At 42.3% G+C, this 19,055-nt stretch carries 17 protein-coding genes and 1 pseudogene; 8 read left to right on the top strand and 10 right to left on the bottom strand.

Going from position 1 to position 19,055, the window contains the following annotated elements; all coding sequences use genetic code 11:
* Positions 1 to 28 precede the first annotated feature (28 nt).
* Genes I2I04_RS08445 through I2I04_RS08455 form a run of 3 tightly spaced genes read left to right on the top strand, consistent with a single transcriptional unit; the run spans position 29 to position 4,349 of the window.
* The gene (locus I2I04_RS08445; RefSeq protein ID WP_143256671.1) at positions 29 to 1,408 is read left to right on the top strand and encodes a sulfatase-like hydrolase/transferase; all 1,380 of its coding nucleotides are present in this window, start codon (positions 29 to 31) and stop codon (positions 1,406 to 1,408) included.
* A 22-nt stretch (positions 1,409 to 1,430) separates the two neighbouring features.
* Positions 1,431 to 2,792, top strand: coding sequence for a sulfatase (locus I2I04_RS08450; RefSeq protein WP_195654796.1), 1,362 nt, complete (start codon positions 1,431 to 1,433; stop codon positions 2,790 to 2,792).
* 27 nt (positions 2,793 to 2,819) lie between these two features.
* Entirely contained in the window at positions 2,820 to 4,349 is a 1,530-nt protein-coding gene (locus tag I2I04_RS08455) for a sulfatase-like hydrolase/transferase (RefSeq protein ID WP_195473125.1), read from the top strand.
* A 94-nt stretch (positions 4,350 to 4,443) separates the two neighbouring features.
* Here I2I04_RS08455 and I2I04_RS08460 read toward each other — a convergent pair whose 3' ends face one another.
* The 4 genes from I2I04_RS08460 to I2I04_RS08475 form a co-directional block, all read right to left on the bottom strand.
* The gene (locus I2I04_RS08460; RefSeq protein WP_143256674.1) at positions 4,444 to 6,045 is read right to left on the bottom strand and encodes a DUF6377 domain-containing protein; all 1,602 of its coding nucleotides are present in this window, start codon (positions 6,043 to 6,045) and stop codon (positions 4,444 to 4,446) included.
* A gap of 201 nt (positions 6,046 to 6,246) precedes the next feature.
* On the bottom strand, positions 6,247 to 7,167 hold the full coding sequence (locus I2I04_RS08465) for a carbohydrate kinase family protein (RefSeq protein WP_143256675.1): 921 nt from the start codon (positions 7,165 to 7,167) through the stop codon (positions 6,247 to 6,249).
* Positions 7,155 to 7,760, bottom strand: a complete 606-nt coding sequence (locus I2I04_RS08470) for an SIS domain-containing protein (protein WP_143256676.1) — start codon at positions 7,758 to 7,760, stop codon at positions 7,155 to 7,157. The genes I2I04_RS08465 and I2I04_RS08470 overlap by 13 nt, the downstream gene beginning before the upstream one ends.
* 4 nt (positions 7,761 to 7,764) lie before the next feature.
* Positions 7,765 to 8,298: a TIGR00730 family Rossman fold protein gene (locus I2I04_RS08475; RefSeq protein ID WP_143256677.1), complete on the bottom strand. Its 534-nt coding sequence runs from the start codon at positions 8,296 to 8,298 to the stop codon at positions 7,765 to 7,767.
* A 105-nt stretch (positions 8,299 to 8,403) separates the two neighbouring features.
* Here I2I04_RS08475 and I2I04_RS08480 point away from each other — a divergent pair, with 105 nt between their 5' ends.
* The 4 genes and pseudogenes from I2I04_RS08480 to I2I04_RS08495 all read left to right on the top strand — a co-directional run bounded on the left by I2I04_RS08480 (position 8,404) and on the right by I2I04_RS08495 (position 12,094).
* Positions 8,404 to 9,624, top strand: coding sequence for a M16 family metallopeptidase (locus tag I2I04_RS08480; RefSeq protein WP_143256678.1), 1,221 nt, complete (start codon positions 8,404 to 8,406; stop codon positions 9,622 to 9,624).
* A gap of 58 nt (positions 9,625 to 9,682) precedes the next feature.
* Positions 9,683 to 10,780, top strand: coding sequence for an SGNH/GDSL hydrolase family protein (locus I2I04_RS08485; RefSeq protein ID WP_143256679.1), 1,098 nt, complete (start codon positions 9,683 to 9,685; stop codon positions 10,778 to 10,780).
* A gap of 145 nt (positions 10,781 to 10,925) precedes the next feature.
* Positions 10,926 to 11,048 (top strand): annotated as a pseudogene (locus I2I04_RS08490) (DNA-binding protein); the annotation flags it as partial.
* Positions 11,049 to 11,209: 161 nt separating this feature from the next.
* The gene (locus I2I04_RS08495) at positions 11,210 to 12,094 is read left to right on the top strand and encodes a D-isomer specific 2-hydroxyacid dehydrogenase family protein (protein WP_195654797.1); all 885 of its coding nucleotides are present in this window, start codon (positions 11,210 to 11,212) and stop codon (positions 12,092 to 12,094) included.
* Here the strand turns inward: I2I04_RS08495 and I2I04_RS08500 are convergent.
* From I2I04_RS08500 to I2I04_RS08525, 6 genes are all read right to left on the bottom strand, one after another.
* Positions 12,077 to 12,865, bottom strand: a complete 789-nt coding sequence (locus I2I04_RS08500) for an aspartate dehydrogenase domain-containing protein (RefSeq protein WP_143256681.1) — start codon at positions 12,863 to 12,865, stop codon at positions 12,077 to 12,079. The two genes, I2I04_RS08495 and I2I04_RS08500, sit on opposite strands and share 18 nt — an antisense overlap.
* 40 nt (positions 12,866 to 12,905) lie before the next feature.
* Positions 12,906 to 13,448, bottom strand: coding sequence for a hypothetical protein (locus I2I04_RS08505; protein WP_195654798.1), 543 nt, complete (start codon positions 13,446 to 13,448; stop codon positions 12,906 to 12,908).
* Between the two features lie 68 nt (positions 13,449 to 13,516).
* Positions 13,517 to 14,221 carry a hypothetical protein gene (locus I2I04_RS08510; RefSeq protein ID WP_195473117.1) on the bottom strand — a complete coding sequence of 235 codons (705 nt, stop codon included), beginning with the start codon at positions 14,219 to 14,221 and terminating at the stop codon, positions 13,517 to 13,519.
* Positions 14,222 to 14,245: 24 nt separating this feature from the next.
* On the bottom strand, positions 14,246 to 14,716 hold the full coding sequence (locus I2I04_RS08515) for a hypothetical protein (RefSeq protein WP_195473148.1): 471 nt from the start codon (positions 14,714 to 14,716) through the stop codon (positions 14,246 to 14,248).
* An 87-nt stretch (positions 14,717 to 14,803) separates the two neighbouring features.
* Positions 14,804 to 15,295, bottom strand: coding sequence for a hypothetical protein (locus tag I2I04_RS08520; RefSeq protein WP_195473116.1), 492 nt, complete (start codon positions 15,293 to 15,295; stop codon positions 14,804 to 14,806).
* A gap of 161 nt (positions 15,296 to 15,456) precedes the next feature.
* Positions 15,457 to 16,071: a TetR/AcrR family transcriptional regulator gene (locus tag I2I04_RS08525; protein ID WP_143256686.1), complete on the bottom strand. Its 615-nt coding sequence runs from the start codon at positions 16,069 to 16,071 to the stop codon at positions 15,457 to 15,459.
* Positions 16,072 to 16,477: 406 nt separating this feature from the next.
* On the opposite strand from I2I04_RS08525, the gene I2I04_RS08530 reads away from it, so the two are divergent.
* Positions 16,478 to 18,724 (top strand): glycoside hydrolase family 3 C-terminal domain-containing protein, encoded by a 2,247-nt coding sequence (locus I2I04_RS08530; RefSeq protein ID WP_195654799.1) that lies wholly within the window; start codon positions 16,478 to 16,480, stop codon positions 18,722 to 18,724.
* Positions 18,725 to 19,055: the final 331 nt, after the last annotated feature.

Genomic DNA, 19,055 nt, shown 5'->3' on the forward strand with positions numbered 1-19,055 from the left:
CCTTTCAACAACTAAAATCGCATAAAATATGAAGAATCACTCAAGACATTTTGTAGCCGCTACTTGTGCTTTAGCAGCATTTTCTCCTGTTGAAATGATGGCTCAGAAACAACCTAACTTTGTTATTATCGTTGCAGATGATATGGGATATGGTGATGTGGGCATATATGGTAATGAGTATATAAGAACCCCGAATATTGATCAAATGGCCCGGAAGGGGATGATGTTCACAGACTTCCACTCGAACGGTTCAGTTAGTAGTCCGACGCGTTGCGGGCTATTAACCGGACGTTATCAACAGAGAGCTGGTTTGGAGAGAGTTCTTTTGGTGCCCCGGAATGATAAAGATAAGGAGGTGGGACTTCCATCGGAAGAAATAACCTTTGCAAAAGTCTTGGGAGACAACGGATACCGGACAGCTTTGATTGGCAAATGGCATTTAGGATATTTGCAGAAACATCATCCGATGAATTTCGGCTTTCAGAAGTTTGTAGGCTTTAAGTCCGGAAATGTCGACTATCAGAGCCACCGCAACCGTTATGGTGATATGGATTGGTGGGATGGACTGGAAGTGAAAGATATGCCGGGATACACAACAACCCTGTTAACAACGCTCTCCGAAGATTATATAAAGGAAAATAAAGATAAGCCGTTTTGTCTGTATATAGCACATGCGGCTCCTCATTCTCCCATGCAGGGCCCTCATGAGAAAGCGATTCGTACAGAGGCCACTCCGGAAGGAGATAAAAACTCTGATAGATCGAATAAAGAAATCTATAAAGATATGGTAGAGGAACTAGACTGGAGTGTAGGGCGTATTCTGGAGACACTGAAGAAATATAAACTGGATGAGAATACTTTCGTTGTCTTTTTCTCCGACAATGGTCCGGTGATAAATAATGGAGGTTCTGCCGGAGGATATAAAGGTGCTAAAGGAAGTCCATGGGAAGGTGGTCATCGTGTTCCTGGCATTTGTTATATGCCCGGTACTATTAAAGAGGGTACAACATGCGAACAAACAGTGATGAGTTTCGACCTTTTTCCAACTATGCTGGATATGGCTGGCATTCATTATAACGATTCAAAGAAGAAACTGGACGGAACCTCTCTGGTCCCTTTGTTCAAAGGAGAAAATCTTGCTCCAAGACTTTTATTTTGGGGTAATGGTAATAAGACTATATCAGTGAGAGACGGTAAATGGAAACTGGTTCGTTACAATCAAAAGGGGGACATTACGCTGCATTTGTTTGATTTGAACAATGACCCATACGAGAAAAATAATTTGAGCAAGCAGGAACCTGAATTGGTTGAAAGACTGGACAAGGAGATTACTCGCTGGGCTGAGTCCGTCTATTCGGAAGTTCCTGATCAGTTTGCTCGAAAAGTACAGCGCACGAATAAAAAATAACACGTTAACATACATAGTAACTATGAAGATAGAAAAAACAGCCTTGTTGGCATTGGGAGCTGCTATGACTTCCGGTGCGGCTTTGGCCTCGAATACGGTTGATAAAGCGACTCCTAATGTCTTGCTGATTCTTGTAGATGATCTTGGATTGGGCGATTTGTCCTGCCAATATGCCAAAGATTTGAGTACTCCCAATATTGATCGCATCTTTGAAACGGGAGTACGTTTGGATAATTTTTATGCCAATTCATCGGTATCTTCTCCTTCGCGTGCCGCACTGTTGACCGGGCGTTTCCCGGCTATGGTAGGAGTGCCCGGAGTCATACGTCCCTCCATCGACCAAAATTGGGGTTATTTCGATCCGTCTGCCGTCACTATGCCCGAGGTGCTCAAGAGTGGTGGTTATAGAACTGCGCTGATTGGTAAGTGGCATTTGGGTTGGGAAAGTCCGAATCTTCCTAATGAAAGAGGATTTGATCATTTTCATGGCTTTCTTGCGGATATGATGGATGACTATTACACGCATCGGCGACAGGGAGGGAATTATATGTACCTCAATGACAAGGAAATCGATCCTAAAGGCCATGCTACCGAATTGTTTACTTCATGGAGTGTGGATTATATCAAGAAAGAAGCAAAAGAGAAGAATCCCTTTTTTCTTTATCTTGCCTACAATGCTCCCCATTCTCCTTTGCAACCTCCGGTAGAATGGGTGAACAAGGTGCAAGAGAGAGACAAGTCTCTGCCGGTTAAGCGTGCAAGGCTGATAGCCCTGATTGAACATTTGGATTATAATATAGGTAAGGTGATACAATCTCTTGAGGAAAGTGGTCAATTGAATAATACGTTGGTGATATTTGCTTCTGATAATGGAGGAGACCGGGGAAGTATGGCGAACAATGGTTCTACCCGGGGTGCCAAAGGCGATATGTTTGAGGGTGGTATTCATGTCGCTTGCGCATTGAATATGCCGGGAGTTTTCGAAGGTGGCCGACGTGACAATCACTTCGTGGTGATGATGGACCTTATGCCTACTATATGTGACTTTGTAAATGTACCGGTCAAGCATGAGATAGATGGTATTTCCGTGTTGGATGCCATTAAGGGAAAGACCCAGAACACAGAAGACCGCTTTGTCTTCTGGCTCCGAAATGAAGGTGGTGCGCAGTTTGGTGGCAAGTCACAGAGTGCTGTGAGGTATAATGAGTACAAACTATTACAGAATCTTCCCTTTGAAAAGGCGCAGATGTTCAATTTGGAAGAGGACTCTTTAGAAACTACTCCGTTACCTTTGCAAGGGGATATGTTTCGGAAATTGAACAATGCAATGACTAGGCATTATCGTGCTTGGGGGGCAGTCCCTTGCCAGGCACCGTCTAAGTAGAAACTTAAATCATAAAATAAAACTAGTATGATGAATTTCAAAATGAAAAACAAGACTCTGTTCTTATGCCTTCCGGCAATGTTGAACATACCTTTTGGAGGCTCTTCCGCATTCGGAGCAAATCCAGAAAAAGACAATAAAGAAAATAGCCCGAAACGCCCCAATGTACTTGTATTGCTAACGGATGACCAGACATTCAGCACTATCCATGCCTGGGGTAATAACGAAATTCAGACTCCGAATATGGATAGGCTTGTCAACCAGGGTATATCATTCACCCAAACTCACGTAATGGGCGGGCTCAATGGTGCCATCTCGCAGCCCAGTCGTGCGATGCTCCTTACCGGACGCGGTCTGATGGATGTACACCGCAACGGACAAGTCATCCCCAAGAATGAGAAAACATTTCCCGAACTGTTCCGCGAGAACGGCTATACAACCTTCGGAACCGGCAAATGGCATAGTGACAAAGCTGCATTCAACCGTTCGTTCTCTACAGGTGCAAATATTTTTTTCGGGGGAATGCATCCCTATGGAAATGAAAAGGAAGAAAAGGGACACCGATGCCCTTATCTGCATGAGTATGACCCGACAGGGAAATACAAAAATGGTCAATGGGTAAATGCATCACTCAATACTTTCTCATCTGAGTTGTATGCCGATGCCGCCATCAAGTTCATTGAAACAAATGCATCGAATGATAACCCGTTTCTGATGTATGTCGCATTTACTTCGCCGCATGATCCGCGTAACGTATTACCCGATTACGGACGCAAATACGGCAGCAAGGAAATTACGATGCCAAAGAATTTTGTCACACAGCATCCGTTTGATAATGGCGACCTTAATGAACGTGATGAAAAACTGTTGCCTACTCCGCGTGTACCGGAACAGGTGCTTGCTGAAAGGGCCCGCTATTATAGTATGGTGAACGAGGTAGATGTTCAGATAGGGCGTATCCTTGATATGCTTGAAAAAAGCGGCAAAGCCGATAACACCATCATCGTATTTGCTGCGGACAACGGCCTTTGTGTCGGAGAACACGGACTGTTGGGGAAACAGAACTTATATGAAGCGGCGGTGAGAGTGCCTTTGGTGATATGCGGACCTAATATCCCGCAAAATGTTATGAGCGATGCCTACTGTTATCTTTATGACCTTTACCCCACTCTCTGTGATCTTTCGAATATAAAGGCACCGACTACTGTTAAGGGTATTTCATTAGCGCAAACCATACAGAACCCGAAAGTGAAAAAGCGTAAGGACATATTGCTGACATATATTAACCTTCAACGAGCTATCAAGAAGGATGGTTTCAAACTTATACTTTACAATGTAGACGGTCAGCGTCATCCGCAGCTTTTTGACCTTAAGGCGGATCCAATGGAAATGAATAATCTTTATGACAATCCGAAGTATAGTAAAAAACGTAAAGAGCTTACTAAATTACTTTATGCTCGAATGGCGTCTGTTGGCGATTTCTGTGATCCTACTAAACCGGATTGGGGCTATCCGACGAAACTGAAATGGGAACAAGTTGTCAAAGTCAATCCTTGATGTAGAAGAATGTGTGTTCGGGGCTTAAGCTCAATGTGAAAAAAATATCATTCCCACTGCAATAAGAAAAAACAGCTTATTGCAGTGGGAATTTTTATTGTCCGATGCGTCCTACTCTTTCTTCGAAAGAGTTACGATCACCAATGGCTTTGCTTCTCATTTTCGAGCGGTAGTTGTAGATAGTTGATAATGAGTATTGCAAGAAATGGGCTATTTTCACACTATCTGTAATTCCTAACCGAATCAGTGCAAAGATTCTCAGTTCGGGAGTCAGTAGTTTACCAGTACCAGGTATTATAGCATTTTCGGGTGATAAGAGTGCGTTAAAGTCCGCTACGAAGTTTGGGAATAAGTTGAGGATTGCTTTGTCGAAATTATTATAAAACTCTGCCAGATCTCCTTCTGTATTTAGCGAAGACTTGAGGAAAGAAACCACTTTATTGATATCTTCACTCTTTGCTATTTTAAGGGCTCTTTTCTTGAAACTGTCTATCTGAGTGATATAGTTGGTATATTGTTCCATATATAATCCCACATATTCTTCCTTAATTTTACTGCTATCAGCCAGTGCAGAATTTATGTTTTGTATTTCATCCAAATGGTATGACAGGCTTTTATTGGCTTGTTCCACTTTTTTCTTTTGCTTCTTTAGTTGGGTGAAAAGTATAATTAATAGGATACAGACAAGGCACAGCGAACTGAGTAGGCTATTGATAATAACAAATTTGCGTTTCTCTTTCTCTTGAAAGGCCTTGTCGATGAAGAGATACATATCCGAGGCTTCGATAGTATTAATTCTTGCATTACATAAAATCGCATCTTCCATTGCATTTTTCATGTATGCGTATGCCCGATCTATGTCTCCACTTTCAAAAATAAGTTTTGCCAATATTCGCAAAGAGCGGTTCTCTCTTGTTCCGCTTATTACATCGGATATGGCGGATATGGCAAAGTATTTGATCGCATTCCTGGAGTCGCCTTTGCCTTGATAGGCGGAGGCTAATGAATAAGCTAATATGCCGGCATTCCGTGAATATTGGGGATAGCTTAAATAAGCGCTATCCAGCATATGGATGGCATCATTATATTTCTTTTTGTGTAGCAGGATAGGAGCAATTGTGAAAGCCCGTATATTGGAAGGGACTTCTGCGCATTGAAGTAAGGAGTCACGATAAGTTTGTTCTATCAAATCATTCTTGCGTGATTCTATTTCACTGGAAGCAAAATTCTTCTGGTGATTGTAGATAGTGGCTTGCCCGAGGAAGTATTCCACTCTAAGTTTGGGAGACAATAATTCATGTTGTATGGGATTGACAATGGACAATGCTTCTTTGAAAAATCCCATGGAAGATAAAATACGCGCATAATCTAACTTGGCTTCAATGATAAGCTCTCCATCTCCACTTTCTTGAGCCAACTCATTCATATGAATAGCATAGGTTAAAGCGGAATCTTTTTGAAAGGAAGAATAGGCGAAACATAATAATTCGGCTATTTGTACTTTTTTGTGTATTTTATGGTGTAACTTCAGTTCTATTTTGAGACTATCTATTTGCTCTTGCTTTTGTTCTGCATAATCTAATTTATACTTTAGGGCTTTATCTAATGTTTTTAGTAATGACTTGATTTCATCGTTAGCTGTAGCCGGATTGATAAAAATAAAGCAGAGTAACACAGGTAAAATAAACTTTCTCATGATTATATTAGATTTTATCGCTAAAGCTGAATTTGGGATAAAGGTAAATATAATATTTGATAAATGCTAGCTTGTGATTTAATTCTCATGTCTAAGATTTATAATTCCATATCGAACCGTAAAAGTGAATACCGGTTTGATATGGAATGTATGATATGGAATCTTTTTCAGAAATGTCTATATAAAATTAGGGAATAATTGTTATTTGTATTTTTTTGCAAACTCCACCGAAACAGAATTGCTGAAACTTCCGCAAACCTCCGCTGCGAAGTCTTTTCCGCATTGGATTATTTTATCCCAGATTTCTTCATTCAAGTTATTTAGATCGCGGTATCGAACATCATATTTGAGTAATCCATAAATGAGTCCTGCGTTAAAATTGTCGCCGGCTCCAATGGTACTGACTGCCTGTAACGGTTCTACCGGATAATCTTTGTTGACCAGATTGGTGCGCAACGTTACCTTTTCCCCGCCTGCAGTACAGATGAAGCGTGGGCAATAGAACTTGATTTTATCCTTGTATATCTTGTCTATATCCTGCATATTATACATATAGAGGAAATCCTCCAATGAACCGCGTACAATGTCTGCATATTCAAGATTTTCAATAATGGTTGGAGCCAGTTTCATGGCTTCGTTCTTATGAGAAGAGCGGAAATTCGGGTCATAATAGATGATGGCTTTCTTTTCCCGTGCCTGATCGAGTAATTCGAGAACCTTTTCCCGTAATACCGGATTCAGTGCATAATACGAACCCACCATCACAATGTCATCCTCCTCTAATTTAGGGAATAGGACGTCCAAGCGCTGTTTTGGGTAATCTTTGTAAAAGATATACTCTGCATCGCTTTGTGCATTCAAAAAAGCCAGAGATACCGGTGATTTTCCGTCCGGGAATACGTTGACGTGATCCGTGGGGATATTATTCTCACGCATAAACTGCAGGATAATATTGCCTACACGGTCATTTCCGGTTTCACTGATGAAGCCGACGTTTATTCCCATTCGTCCCAATGAGACGATGCCGTTGAATACAGAGCCTCCCGGTACGGCTGCGGAAGGCTGGTCACCTCGAAAGATGATATCGAGGATTGTTTCTCCAATACCGATTACTTTTCGCATAGTGATCTTGATTTTTCTCCCAGATAACCACCATGATGGCGTTTTGAGTATTCGGCGATCGTAAATCCTGTTTCTTTCATGGTTTGTACCACCAATATATCTCCGATCACTGTCATGGCAGTGGTAGAGGTAGTAGGAGTCATACCTAACACACAGACTTCAGCCGGCTTACCGGTACTAAGACAAACATCCGACTCTTTTGCTAACGGACTGTCCGGATTACCGGTAATGACAATAAACTTCAAATCCGGATTCAGATTATGAGCCAGACGGGTTAATTCCACAATTTCCCGTGTCTTGCCCGAGTTGGAGATCAACAGGAGTAAATCATTTTCTTGTAAAATACCCAAGTCCCCGTGTTGCGCCTCGCTGGGATGCAGAAAGACGGATGGAATACCGGTGGAACAGAAAGTTGTAGCAATGTTCATGGCAATCTGTCCGGCTTTTCCCATACCGGAAGTTACCAGTTTTCCCTTTTTCTGATGTATTTGTTCTACAATCAGTTTCACTGCTTTTTCATAAGCGTCTGTTACAGGGATATTGAGCACAGCTTGTGCTTCCTGTTGCAAAAGTTGTTTGATGGAGTCTATCATATAATCAGTTTATTTTTTCTTTTAATTCGTTCAATGTGTTTGCCACTTCGTAATAAGTTGAGAATGGTTGCCGTGCAAAACCTTTATCCTCCAGGGTGTGGAGTGCTTTCAATAGTTCGTCATAGAAACCATATTCGTTGTAGAAGATGACCTTTTTCCGGTGATAACCGATAGAAGCAGCGGCTATTACATGGAAAATCTCATCGAGTGTACCAACGCCTCCGGGTAGTGCGACTAACACTTCCGACTTCTCTGTTATGATATCTTTGCGGTCACTCAAGTTGCGGGTGTGAATTTCTTCGTCTAACAGAGTGCTTACTTTGCCGTTCTCCTCCAGTTTGGTGGGAACAACTCCGATGACCTTGCCTCCGTTTTCTTTCACGGCACGGGCTACACATTCCATCAGTCCGAGGCTGGCCCCTCCATATATCAAGGTTTTGCCTTTCTGCCCCATCCATTCTCCTATTTGGCGGGCACTTTCGAAGTACATTTTGTCAATGTTCTCGGAGGCGGAACAGAATATTCCTATCTTTTCCATATACGTTGTTGCTGTTATAGTCCACAAATATCTGCAATTTTCTATAAACAGCAATAAGTTTTATTGTATTTTTGTGGCATTAATTCAATAAGGAAGTATAAAACAATGCAAGGTAACGAATATACATTGCCAAATGGCTTACGTATTATCCATGAACCGACCCTCTCAAAAGTAGCTTATTGTGGTTTTGCGATCGATGCCGGAACACGCGATGAGGCAGAGAATGAGCAGGGAATGGCCCATTTTGTAGAACATCTGATTTTTAAGGGAACGGAGAAGCGTAAAGCCTGGCATATCCTCAACCGGATGGAGAATGTGGGGGGCGACCTGAATGCTTACACTAATAAGGAAGAAACGGTGGTCTATGCCGCTTTCCTGAAAGAACATCTGGAACGGGCGCTTGAACTGTTGGGGGATATTGTATTTCATTCAACCTTTCCGCAGCATGAGATAGAAAAAGAAACGGAGGTCATTATTGATGAAATCCAGTCGTATGAGGATACTCCGTCGGAACTGATCTTCGATGATTTTGAAGATATGATCTTCCGCAATCATCCATTGGGAAGAAACATTCTTGGTAAACCGGAACTTCTGCGGAGTTTTCGCACGGAAGATGTTCTATCGTTTACCCGCCGGTTTTACCAACCGGGGAATATGGTGTTTTTTGTTCAGGGACAATATGATTTCAAAAGAATCGTCCGTTTGGTAGAAAAATACCTTTCGGATATTCCTGATGTAAGAGTAGAGAATCGTCGTACACCTCCGCCTCTTTATGTGCCGGAACATTTGACGGTTCCCAGAGACACACACCAGGCACATGTAATGATTGGTAGCCGTGGCTATAATGCGTATGACGACAAACGCACGGCTCTCTATTTATTGAACAATGTCCTCGGAGGTCCCGGAATGAATAGCAAACTCAATGTGGCCCTTCGTGAGCGCAGAGGACTGGTTTATAATGTCGAATCCAATCTGACCTCCTACACGGATACAGGGGCTTTCTGTATTTATTTCGGGACGGATGTAGAAGATATGGATACCTGTTTGAAACTGACCTATAAGGAACTGAAGCGAATGCGTGATGTGAAAATGACTTCCTCCCAATTGGCAGCAGCGAAAAAGCAGTTGATCGGACAAATTGGAGTGGCATCTGATAACTTTGAGAATAATGCACTGGGAATGGCGAAAACATACCTTCATTATCATAAATATGAATCATCCGAGCTTGTTTTTAAGCGTATTGAGGAGTTGACAGCAGAGCAACTACTGGAGGTTGCCAATGAAATGTTTGCGGAAGAGTATTTATCAACGCTGATTTATAAGTAGCTTTTTGATACTGCTACGATATGCTGACAATTAATAAACTGTTAATATTAAACTGACCATGAGAAACTTAACACGAAATGTCTGGATTTGCCTGGGTCTGATAATGTTTCCCCTTACAACATTCGGACAGCAGAAGAACAATTTTACCTATGTACCTGCCCAAGAGCTTTTACTGGTAGGAAAAGCGACCACCGAAGGTGAATATTTCCATCGGGTAGACACAGCAAAGTATTGTACGATGCCTCCTGCGGTAAAGAAACTATTCACTAACTCTGCAGGTTTGGCTATTTCCTTCACAACGAACAGTCCGGTGATAAAAGCTAAATGGACTGTTCCTGACAATTACCAATTGCCAAACTTGACCAGATTAGCCCAGAAAGGCTTGGATTTGTATATCAAACGGGATGGGAAATGGCAATTTGCCGGAGTAGGGATGCCGGGTGGTGTGACTACGGAAAGAGTGATTGTCGATAATATGGGAACCGAAGAGAAAGAATGTTTGTTATATCTGCCTTTATACGATGAGTTGAAGAATCTGGAGATAGGTGTTTCTTCTGATGCTCACATACATAAAGGAGAAAATCCGTTCAAAGATAAAATAGTAGTCTACGGATCCAGTATTTTGCAGGGAGCTTCTGCCAGCCGTCCGGGCATGGCCTATCCGGCCCGCTTATCCCGTAGCAGTGGATATAATTTCATTAATTTGGGATTGAGTGGCAATGGGAAAATGGAGAAAGAAGTTGCCGAGATGTTAGCGGATATTGATGCGGATGCTTTTATCTTGGATTGTATTCCTAATCCTTCTCCAAAAGAGATTACCGAACGGACTGTAGACTTTGTAATGACCTTGCGGGAGAAACATCCGGATACACCTATTATTATCATACAGACATTGATACGCGAAACAGGAAACTTTAATCAGAAAGCCCGTGAAAATGTAAAGCGACAGAATGAGGCTATAACTGAACAGGTAGAAGTGTTGCGTAAAAAAGGCGTAAAGAATCTGTATTTCATTAAAGAAGACCATTTCCTGGGGACAGATCATGAGGGAACTATTGACGGAACTCACCCGAACGATTTGGGATTCGACCGAATGTTGAAGAAGTATAAACCGGCTATTGGTAAGATTCTGAAAATCAAGTTTAGAGATAAATGATGGAAAGAATAAAGAGGCTATCCGAAAAGTCCCTAAAAAGAAAAATCACCCTTTTTAGGTAATGGATAATGTTTTACTCGTACAACTTTTGGGGTGCACTTTATCTGTTTGCAGGGTGACTGTTGTCACGTTACAACTAGCCAACTCAACCAAAGTGAAAGCTTCCCGATTGGTAGCAAATAAGAATGATATTCGTTCTGAATCCGTAGCTTTCAACGGAGTGAATTTCCGCGCCTCCAAGAGTCTGCGTGTAGGTATTCGCGGAGATTTTGGATATGTCTAACTTGCGTTCGTATGTCTAAAACATACTGTTATCGTCCATCATTAAATGATATTATGACTAGAAATTTGTATCTTAGCGCCCATGTTGGGTTGCTAATCCGGTAACCGTGTATGTTTGTTTTTATAATACTTCTAAAATAAAAAACGATGTTTCAGAAACTTGTAGCTATAGAGCCGGTCAGTCTGGTTCCGTCGGCCGAAAAAATGTTGTGGTCATTTGCCGGTCAGGTCGTGATGTATCCTGACATACCCACGAGTGATGATGAAATCATTGCCCGTATCGGAGATGCTGATGCGGTGCTTTTGAGTTATACCTCCCGTATCAACCGATATGTACTTGAATGTTGTCCGAATGTGAAATACATTGGAATGTGTTGCTCGCTCTATTCTCCCGAAAGTGCTAATGTCGATATTCGCTATGCCAATGAACGGGGTATCACGGTGACAGGTATTCGGGATTATGGTGACGAGGGAGTAGTGGAATATGTAGTCAGTGAATTGGTGCGCTGTTTGCACGGCTTTGGACAGGAACCGTGGGAGGAGTTACCTCGTGAGATCACCGGATTGAAAGTCGGGATAGTCGGACTGGGTAAGTCTGGTGGCATGATAGCGGACGCTTTGAAGTTCTTTGGCGCTGATATTTCATATTATGCCCGCAGTGAGAAAGAAGCAGCCACTGCCAAAGGATATCGCTTTTTACCATTAAAGGAACTCCTTGCAGAGAGTGAAGTCATTTGTTGTTGCCTTAATAAAAATACGGTTCTGTTGCATGAAGAGGAATTCAGGCAGATGGGTGACCGGAAGATCTTATTCAATACCGGTTTGTCACCAGCATGGGATGAGGCTGCATTTACTGAATGGCTGGAAGGTGATAACCTTTGTTTTTGTGATACGGTAGACGCATTGGGGAATGAGCAACTGCTCAATCATCCACATGTACGTTGTATGCAGGTGTCTACTGGCCGCACGCGTCAGGCGTTTGACCGCCTGAGCGCAAAAGTGTTGGCCAATCTGTCAGAATACAATGGGTGATGCGATATTAATCAGGGTGCTCACTACTGACCACCCTGCAATATCTGATGTAGCACTATAAATGTCTACTACGGCATGCACCTGGTCATTTTTGATTTCTACCCTTTGCGTATCTCCCACAAATCCGGGGGTAGATTGTATGGATACCTGCATGTTCTCCGGACCGACAGAAGCTCGTGAGGCGGCAACTGTAACATTCACTTTGGTTGGAAAGATGCGAATAGCTTCCGCAGCACTTCCGGAGAAAACGGTACGTTGCTCCGTTTGCAAAGAATCATCATAAACGGGAGTTCCTTTGAGTCCGTTAGGGCCTTTTTCATTGAAGAAGCGGGCTGTTGTATTTCCCATCAGGGAGGCAGTTCTTAAAACATCGAATCCACCGGTAGCTCCGGATGCGATATAGATTCGTGTGCCATTTGCCTTGGCGGTTTCTGCCACTTCCCGATAGAATGTCTCGTCTGCCAAAGCACCGATAGACAAGGTAATGACAGACGTTCCGTTTCTCAATGCCGGCAAGGCCAATTCCCGCATAGCGGCAGGAGAGGCCGACTCCACCAGATAATCTGGTTTTAATGCTAATAACTCTTCCAATGTGGCGCAAGCAATGCAAGGCTTGCCATGTTGCTGCATTTTATTTACGATGTGCGCAGCTTTTGATGCCGTACGCGAATAGACACCTACCAGATTATAATCTGGTAATAAGCCTTTGACAACTGCATCCGCAACGATTTCTGCAAGTCGTCCACATCCAACAATGACTAATTTTTTCATGCAACAAAGATAATACTTTTATTGGTAAGAACTTGGATTGCTAATTATTGTATTCAAATATCAAATAACACACCAACAGGTACAGGATAAGGAACAGCACAGACCCGATTCTCATTTTCAGTTCTTTCCGGGTAGGATGCAACCAATTTATAATCCGTGTGCGCAGAGTTTCGGGTGGACGTCTGAATAATCTTGCAAGCTCCTCAAAGGTCTTGCAGTCGTAGACTGTTTGTCTGAAATCATTCCTGCTGCCCCAACCTTCCTCTTTGAACCACCGGGTTTTAGGGTATCTTTCCGCTATCTGGTCTTGCAGCTGTCGCAAGGAGAAAGATTCGGGATTGTCTTCGTATTCCTGTTCGTAGTATATCATGCCTGTGAATCCATGTATACCTTTCCATTTAGTCATGTAGGAGCACTTGATAATATATTTTGTTCCGGTGGCATCAATAATTATATCACCTTTCCACCCGTTGGCTTCTTTTAGCATATCGAGTTTCGTTGTCTTGCCCTCTTTCCAAAAGACATAGACTCTGTTGTCGTTCGGACTGGACCAAAATATCGGGTATTTTAATTTTACTTTCATCTTTATTCCGGAACATGATGATTCAGGGTATCATGTGCAAGTGCTGCTTTATATCAGGGCTTTTTACATCAGGATTCTTCTATGGGTAATGCCACTTTCAGATTCGGATAGCAGTCGCCTAGGTGTTTTAGAAAATCATTGGCAATGACAATGGCCTGTACCGTTTCTTTCGCATCTACCGGAGTTTCGGGAATATCCGTAAAAATCAGACAGGAATAAAGGATGAGTTCAATTGCTTTTCCGTCTGTCTGCAAAGAGAGTTTATAGGCTTTTACATTTTTGCCGCGAGCTTGGGCTTGTGCTTTTGTCTGTCCCTCCAAAGGATATACGGTGAGTCTGGAGTTTTTGAGTTGCGAAGGTTCGAATATCAGATGCTTGTCTATTTCACCATTGGTATCCGTGTCGAACAGGTGCAGCTTATCACCGCTTAATACCAAATATTTGGGGGTTGCCACGGTGGTGAAACGCACAGTTCCCAAAGTAGCCATTCCTTTCAGTTTGTCTTTCATCCCGTCTTTGAAGGCATCTACCATGTTGTGTTCGGTATTAGCATAGTTGAAAGCATCGATAGGATTTTGCTCCATCGCTTTTTTCAGAAAGGGGAGTTCGGATGTCAGAAATTGGTTCTTGTATTGTGTCGCATTTGCAAATTCTGCTTTGAAATCGGTGTTGTCTACTGCCTGAACCTGCTGGGAGATTTTGCTTTTTGTATAAAACCAATATCCCAAAGACAGGATAATGCAGACAATCGGAATAAGCGAATAGATGTTCATGGGTTTTATTTTTAGGTATCCGTACTATTTTTCTTTTTCCTCGTTGTTATCCTTCACTTTTTTCACCATGCCTAGAAGCCCCAGGATAAAGTCTTTCAGGTAGGATAATATGCCTATGACTATCAATGCTGCAAGACCATAAAAAAGGAGGCTGCCACCCCATTTGTCCCAAAATGTGGGTTCAGGGATGAGGCTGCTAAGTTCTTCTACATTCAGGTCTTGCCGGATTGCTTCGGCATATTCGTCAGAAATGTCGTAATACGTATCGGGTTTCGATTCAGAAAAGAGTACGAGCGTACGTTTGCCGTCTTTCTCAATATACCCTAAATCCAGATGAGTACCTTCGTCCGTTTTATAATAGGAGCTGTCAGGGAGGGTAGCTACTTTCGGAATGTTGTTACTTACAGGAATTCTGATTCTGCGTGCTTCGGCATTACTACTCATTAAAAGACCGGCTATGACGGTCAGAATAAATAAAAACTTTTTCATAATTATTGCAATTTAACGTGTTAATGACTGATAGAGGGACAGTGTTTGACTGTTTTCTTTGTTTGTAATAATTTACTTTATGTGCTCTCCGGCTTAATTGAAAGTTAAATTCCGTACAATGTTATTTTTCCAGATAAAGCTGAACCAGTCATCCATATCCTCTTTGACGAATGTAATTTCCCAGCCGTCATTGCCTTTAGTGGATGGAGCTATTGCTTCCGGATAAAAATGGTCTTGCCAGGAAGCGTATATTTCTTCTTTATGTACCAAGCGGCTTTCATTAGGCACTAGGTTGTCTAATCGGGCAGTTATGGATGTCCAATTTTTCAGTAATGCCCGTAATTCTAACAATTGGTGTGGCGACGGCTCGGAAGCATCGCCTTCTATTGCAATGACTGTTTCCGCAGAATAAAATGGCAGTTGTAGGATGGTAAACCAGTTGTAATGATCATTCTGCCACCAATCACAAACCTTGCTGGAAAAGATGCCTATATCTTCCACTGTGTATTCTTTTCTCGTTCCCAGTAAAATAGTTACCAGTGTTTTGAAAAATCCCTTTCTTTTCCGCTGTTTGTCTACTTCCATACAGTGCTTGTTTTATAACATTTATAACGACCATTTTTTGAATGATAGTGCCAAAGTTATAAAACTATTTCGGAAAAAGTGAACGGTCGTTTCTTTTTTATCTTTTTTTTGCATAGATAATCTTAGGTGGAAGGAATATGGTATGTATTGAATAATACAGTCTAGTTTTTCAATAAGGAGTAAATGGCATGTAAATGTTTGGAGAGTAGCTGGGTATCCAATCCGCCCAGGAATGCCATTTCAAAGGACAGACCCATGTAAACCTGTCGGAACATGACTACCGCTTCCTCAACGTCTACATCCTTTTTTAGTTCTTCTGTTTGTATGGCACGTTGGATGGCGGTACGCCAGTAAGCATAATCGTTGGTTACGAGATTATGGAGCTTTTCTTTGGCGTCAGGATCATACTGGATCACTTGAAACAGAAAATGAAAATATTGGGCGTGGTATGAAAACTTTTCTGGCGCCACCTTATCTGTGCCTATCAGCTTGCCCAGCATATCCATCGTTCGTTGTACTCCTCTCACGTATTCGTCTATAAATTCGGCAAACGTACCGTTTGTTTCAGTGAATTTGTTTCGTGGATTCTGCGTGCTGAACCAAAACCTGTCCACTACAGCAATGAATAACTCCTGTTTGTTCTTGTAGTATTTGAATATGCCGGCTTTCGACATTCCGAGCATCTTGCCAAGTTCCGCAAAACTGGCTTTTTCGTAATTCACGGACATAAACAGTTTGAACGCAGCTATCAATAAATCATCACGGGTAATTTTCATATTACGGTAGTCTTTTATATTTTCTACCCCCGAAAATACTATTTTATCGGATAGCTTGCATAAAAGCGGGCAATAGATTAACAAAAATAAATCAGGAAATGCCGTTAATGAATCAGCGAAAAGTTATTTTTTAGTAAATCACCTTTCATTCCTTTACCATTGATGTAACGAATGGTAATGCAAATGCTGATTTGAAGGTTGAGAAAATAAATTGATCTGAAGACTGATGCCGGATTTTTATTGAACCTATCCTGAAAGGGTATGATGAATTGTACCCTTTCAGGATTCATCTTTGGGCGGAATAATGTAAAAAACATTAATAAACCCGTCCGCAACTAGGAAATATCCCCTGTTTGGGAGTCTATATAAATAAAGTATTAACTCATTTCTTATATCATCAATAAACATGAAACTCAAAGCAATGTTACTTGGCTTGTCTGTGATAACTGCGTTGCCTGCCTTTGCGCAGAAGCCGGTGTATCTGGATACTGGTAAGCCTATCGAAGAGCGAGTGAAAGATGCATTGAACCGGATGACCCTTGAAGAAAAGGTGAAGATGATTCATGCACAGTCTAAATTTAGTTCGGCAGGCGTTCCCCGCCTCGGAATCCCCGAAGTATGGGCTACCGACGGTCCTCACGGTATCCGTCCGGAAGTGTTGTGGGATGAATGGGATCAGGCGGGATGGACAAACGATTCTTGTATTGCCTATCCGGCACTGACGTGCCTTGCTGCTACATGGAATCCCGAAATGTCTCATCTTTACGGGAAAAGTATCGGTGAAGAGGCGCGTTATCGCAAAAAAGACATTCTGTTGGGCCCCGGTGTGAATATCTACCGTACTCCCTTGAACGGACGTAACTTCGAGTATATGGGAGAAGACCCGTATCTGTCCGCCACTATGGTGGTTCCTTACATCAAAGGTGTACAAGAGAACGGGGTAGCTGCCTGTGTGAAGCATTATGCATTGAACAATCAGGAGTTCAACCGCCATACCACCAATGTGCAATTGAGTGATCGTGCTCTTTATGAAATATACCTGCCTGCTTTTAAAGCGGCTGTCCAGGAAGGTGGAACATGGTCGATTATGGGCGCTTATAATCTCTATCAGGGAGAGCACGCCTGCCATAACAAGCGTCTGCTCAAAGACATTCTTCGTGATGAATGGGGCTTTGATGGTGTTGTCGTGTCTGACTGGGGTGGTGTGCACCATACCGAACAGGCTATTCACAACGGCATGGACCTTGAGTTTGGTTCCTGGACGAACGGACTGTCTGCCGGAACGAGAAATGCGTATGATAATTATTACCTTGCTTTCCCTTACCTGAAACTGATAAAAGAGGGTAAAGTAGGAACAAAGGAACTGGACGAAAAGGTTAGTAATGTCCTTCGTCTGATATTCCGTACTTCAATGGATCCGCACAAACCGTTCGGCTCTTTAGGCTCTCCCGAGCACGGGCAAGCCGGACGTCAGATTGGAGAAGAAGGCATTGTACTGTTGCAGAACAACGGTAACGTATTGCCAATCGATTTGAATAAAACGAAGAAAATTGCAGTTATTGGCGAAAATGCGATAAAGATGATGACTGTGGGTGGCGGTAGCTCTTCTTTGAAGGTGAAATATGAGATTTCGCCATTGGATGGACTGAAAAACCGTGTGGGCTCAAAAGCGGAAGTAGTATATGCCCGTGGGTATGTAGGTGATCCGACAGGAGAGTATAACGGTGTGAAAACCGGTCAGGACTTGAAAGACGACCGTTCGGAAGATGAACTCCTTGCAGAGGCTTTGCAGGTGGCTAAAGATGCCGATTATGTAGTTTTCTTCGGTGGCTTGAACAAGAGCAATCATCAGGATTGTGAAGATTCGGACCGTGCTTCTTTAGGTTTGCCATACGCACAGGATAGAGTGATAAGCGAACTGGCAAAGGTGAATAAAAACCTGATTGTGGTCAATATCTCCGGCAATGCAGTGGCTATGCCTTGGGTAAATGAAGTGCCTGCTATTGTTCAGGGTTGGTTTCTGGGTTCGGAATCCGGAACAGCTCTCGCTTCCGTATTGGTGGGAGACGCTAATCCTTCAGGAAAACTTCCTTTCACCTTCCCTGCAAAACTGGAAGATGTAGGTGCTCATAAACTGGGCGAATATCCGGGTAATAAAGAAGAACTGGCACAGTCTAAACATAGAGGAGACACCATTAATGAAATCTATCGGGAAGATATTTTCGTAGGTTATCGCTGGGCGGATAAAGAAAAAATCAAACCGTTGTTCCCGTTCGGACATGGCTTGAGTTACACTACTTTCGCCTATGGAAAACCCTCGGCCGACAAGAAAACAATGACAGTAGATGATACCATTTCTTTCACAGTCAATGTGAAGAATACAGGAACCCGTGAGGGGCAGGAAGTTGTTCAGCTTTATATCAGTGATAAAAAATCCTCGCTCCCTCGTCCGATAAAAGAGTTGAAAGGTTTCCGGAAGGTGAAACTGGCTCCGGGAGAAGAGAAAGCAGTAACGTTGACGATTGATAAGAAAGCATTGAGCTTCTTCGATGATGCCAAACACGAATGGGTGGCCGAACCGGGCAAATTTGAGGCAATCATCGGCAGTTCATCCAGAGATATTAAAGGTATTGTACCATTTGAGTTGAAATAGGTAGATGTTTGGTTAGAGATTGATTGTTAGGAGAATGTTACTATCTTATAAAGATCAGGGTAACATTCTCCTTTTTTCTTTGAAGCTCTTTTAATCTGTGATTGGAAAATAATCTATTTCTTTGAAATTCAGTAATATAGTTGCGTGCATTAATTAATATGGAATTTATGTAATTCTCTAATAGCTTTAAACAGAGTTTCACCAGTTTCACCGTTAGTTGAATAGTTATAGACCAGATATTTATGGTGAAAGAGGTACATAAAATAATAAAGAATCATCCTTCACACTCTTCACCGTTCTTTTTATATGCTATGAGCTAAAGTCAATATGC

The sequence above is a fragment of the Bacteroides sp. 1001136B_160425_E2 genome (genome assembly GCF_015559655.1).
In the GTDB taxonomy this organism is placed as follows: Bacteria; Bacteroidota; Bacteroidia; order Bacteroidales; family Bacteroidaceae; genus Bacteroides; species Bacteroides luhongzhouii.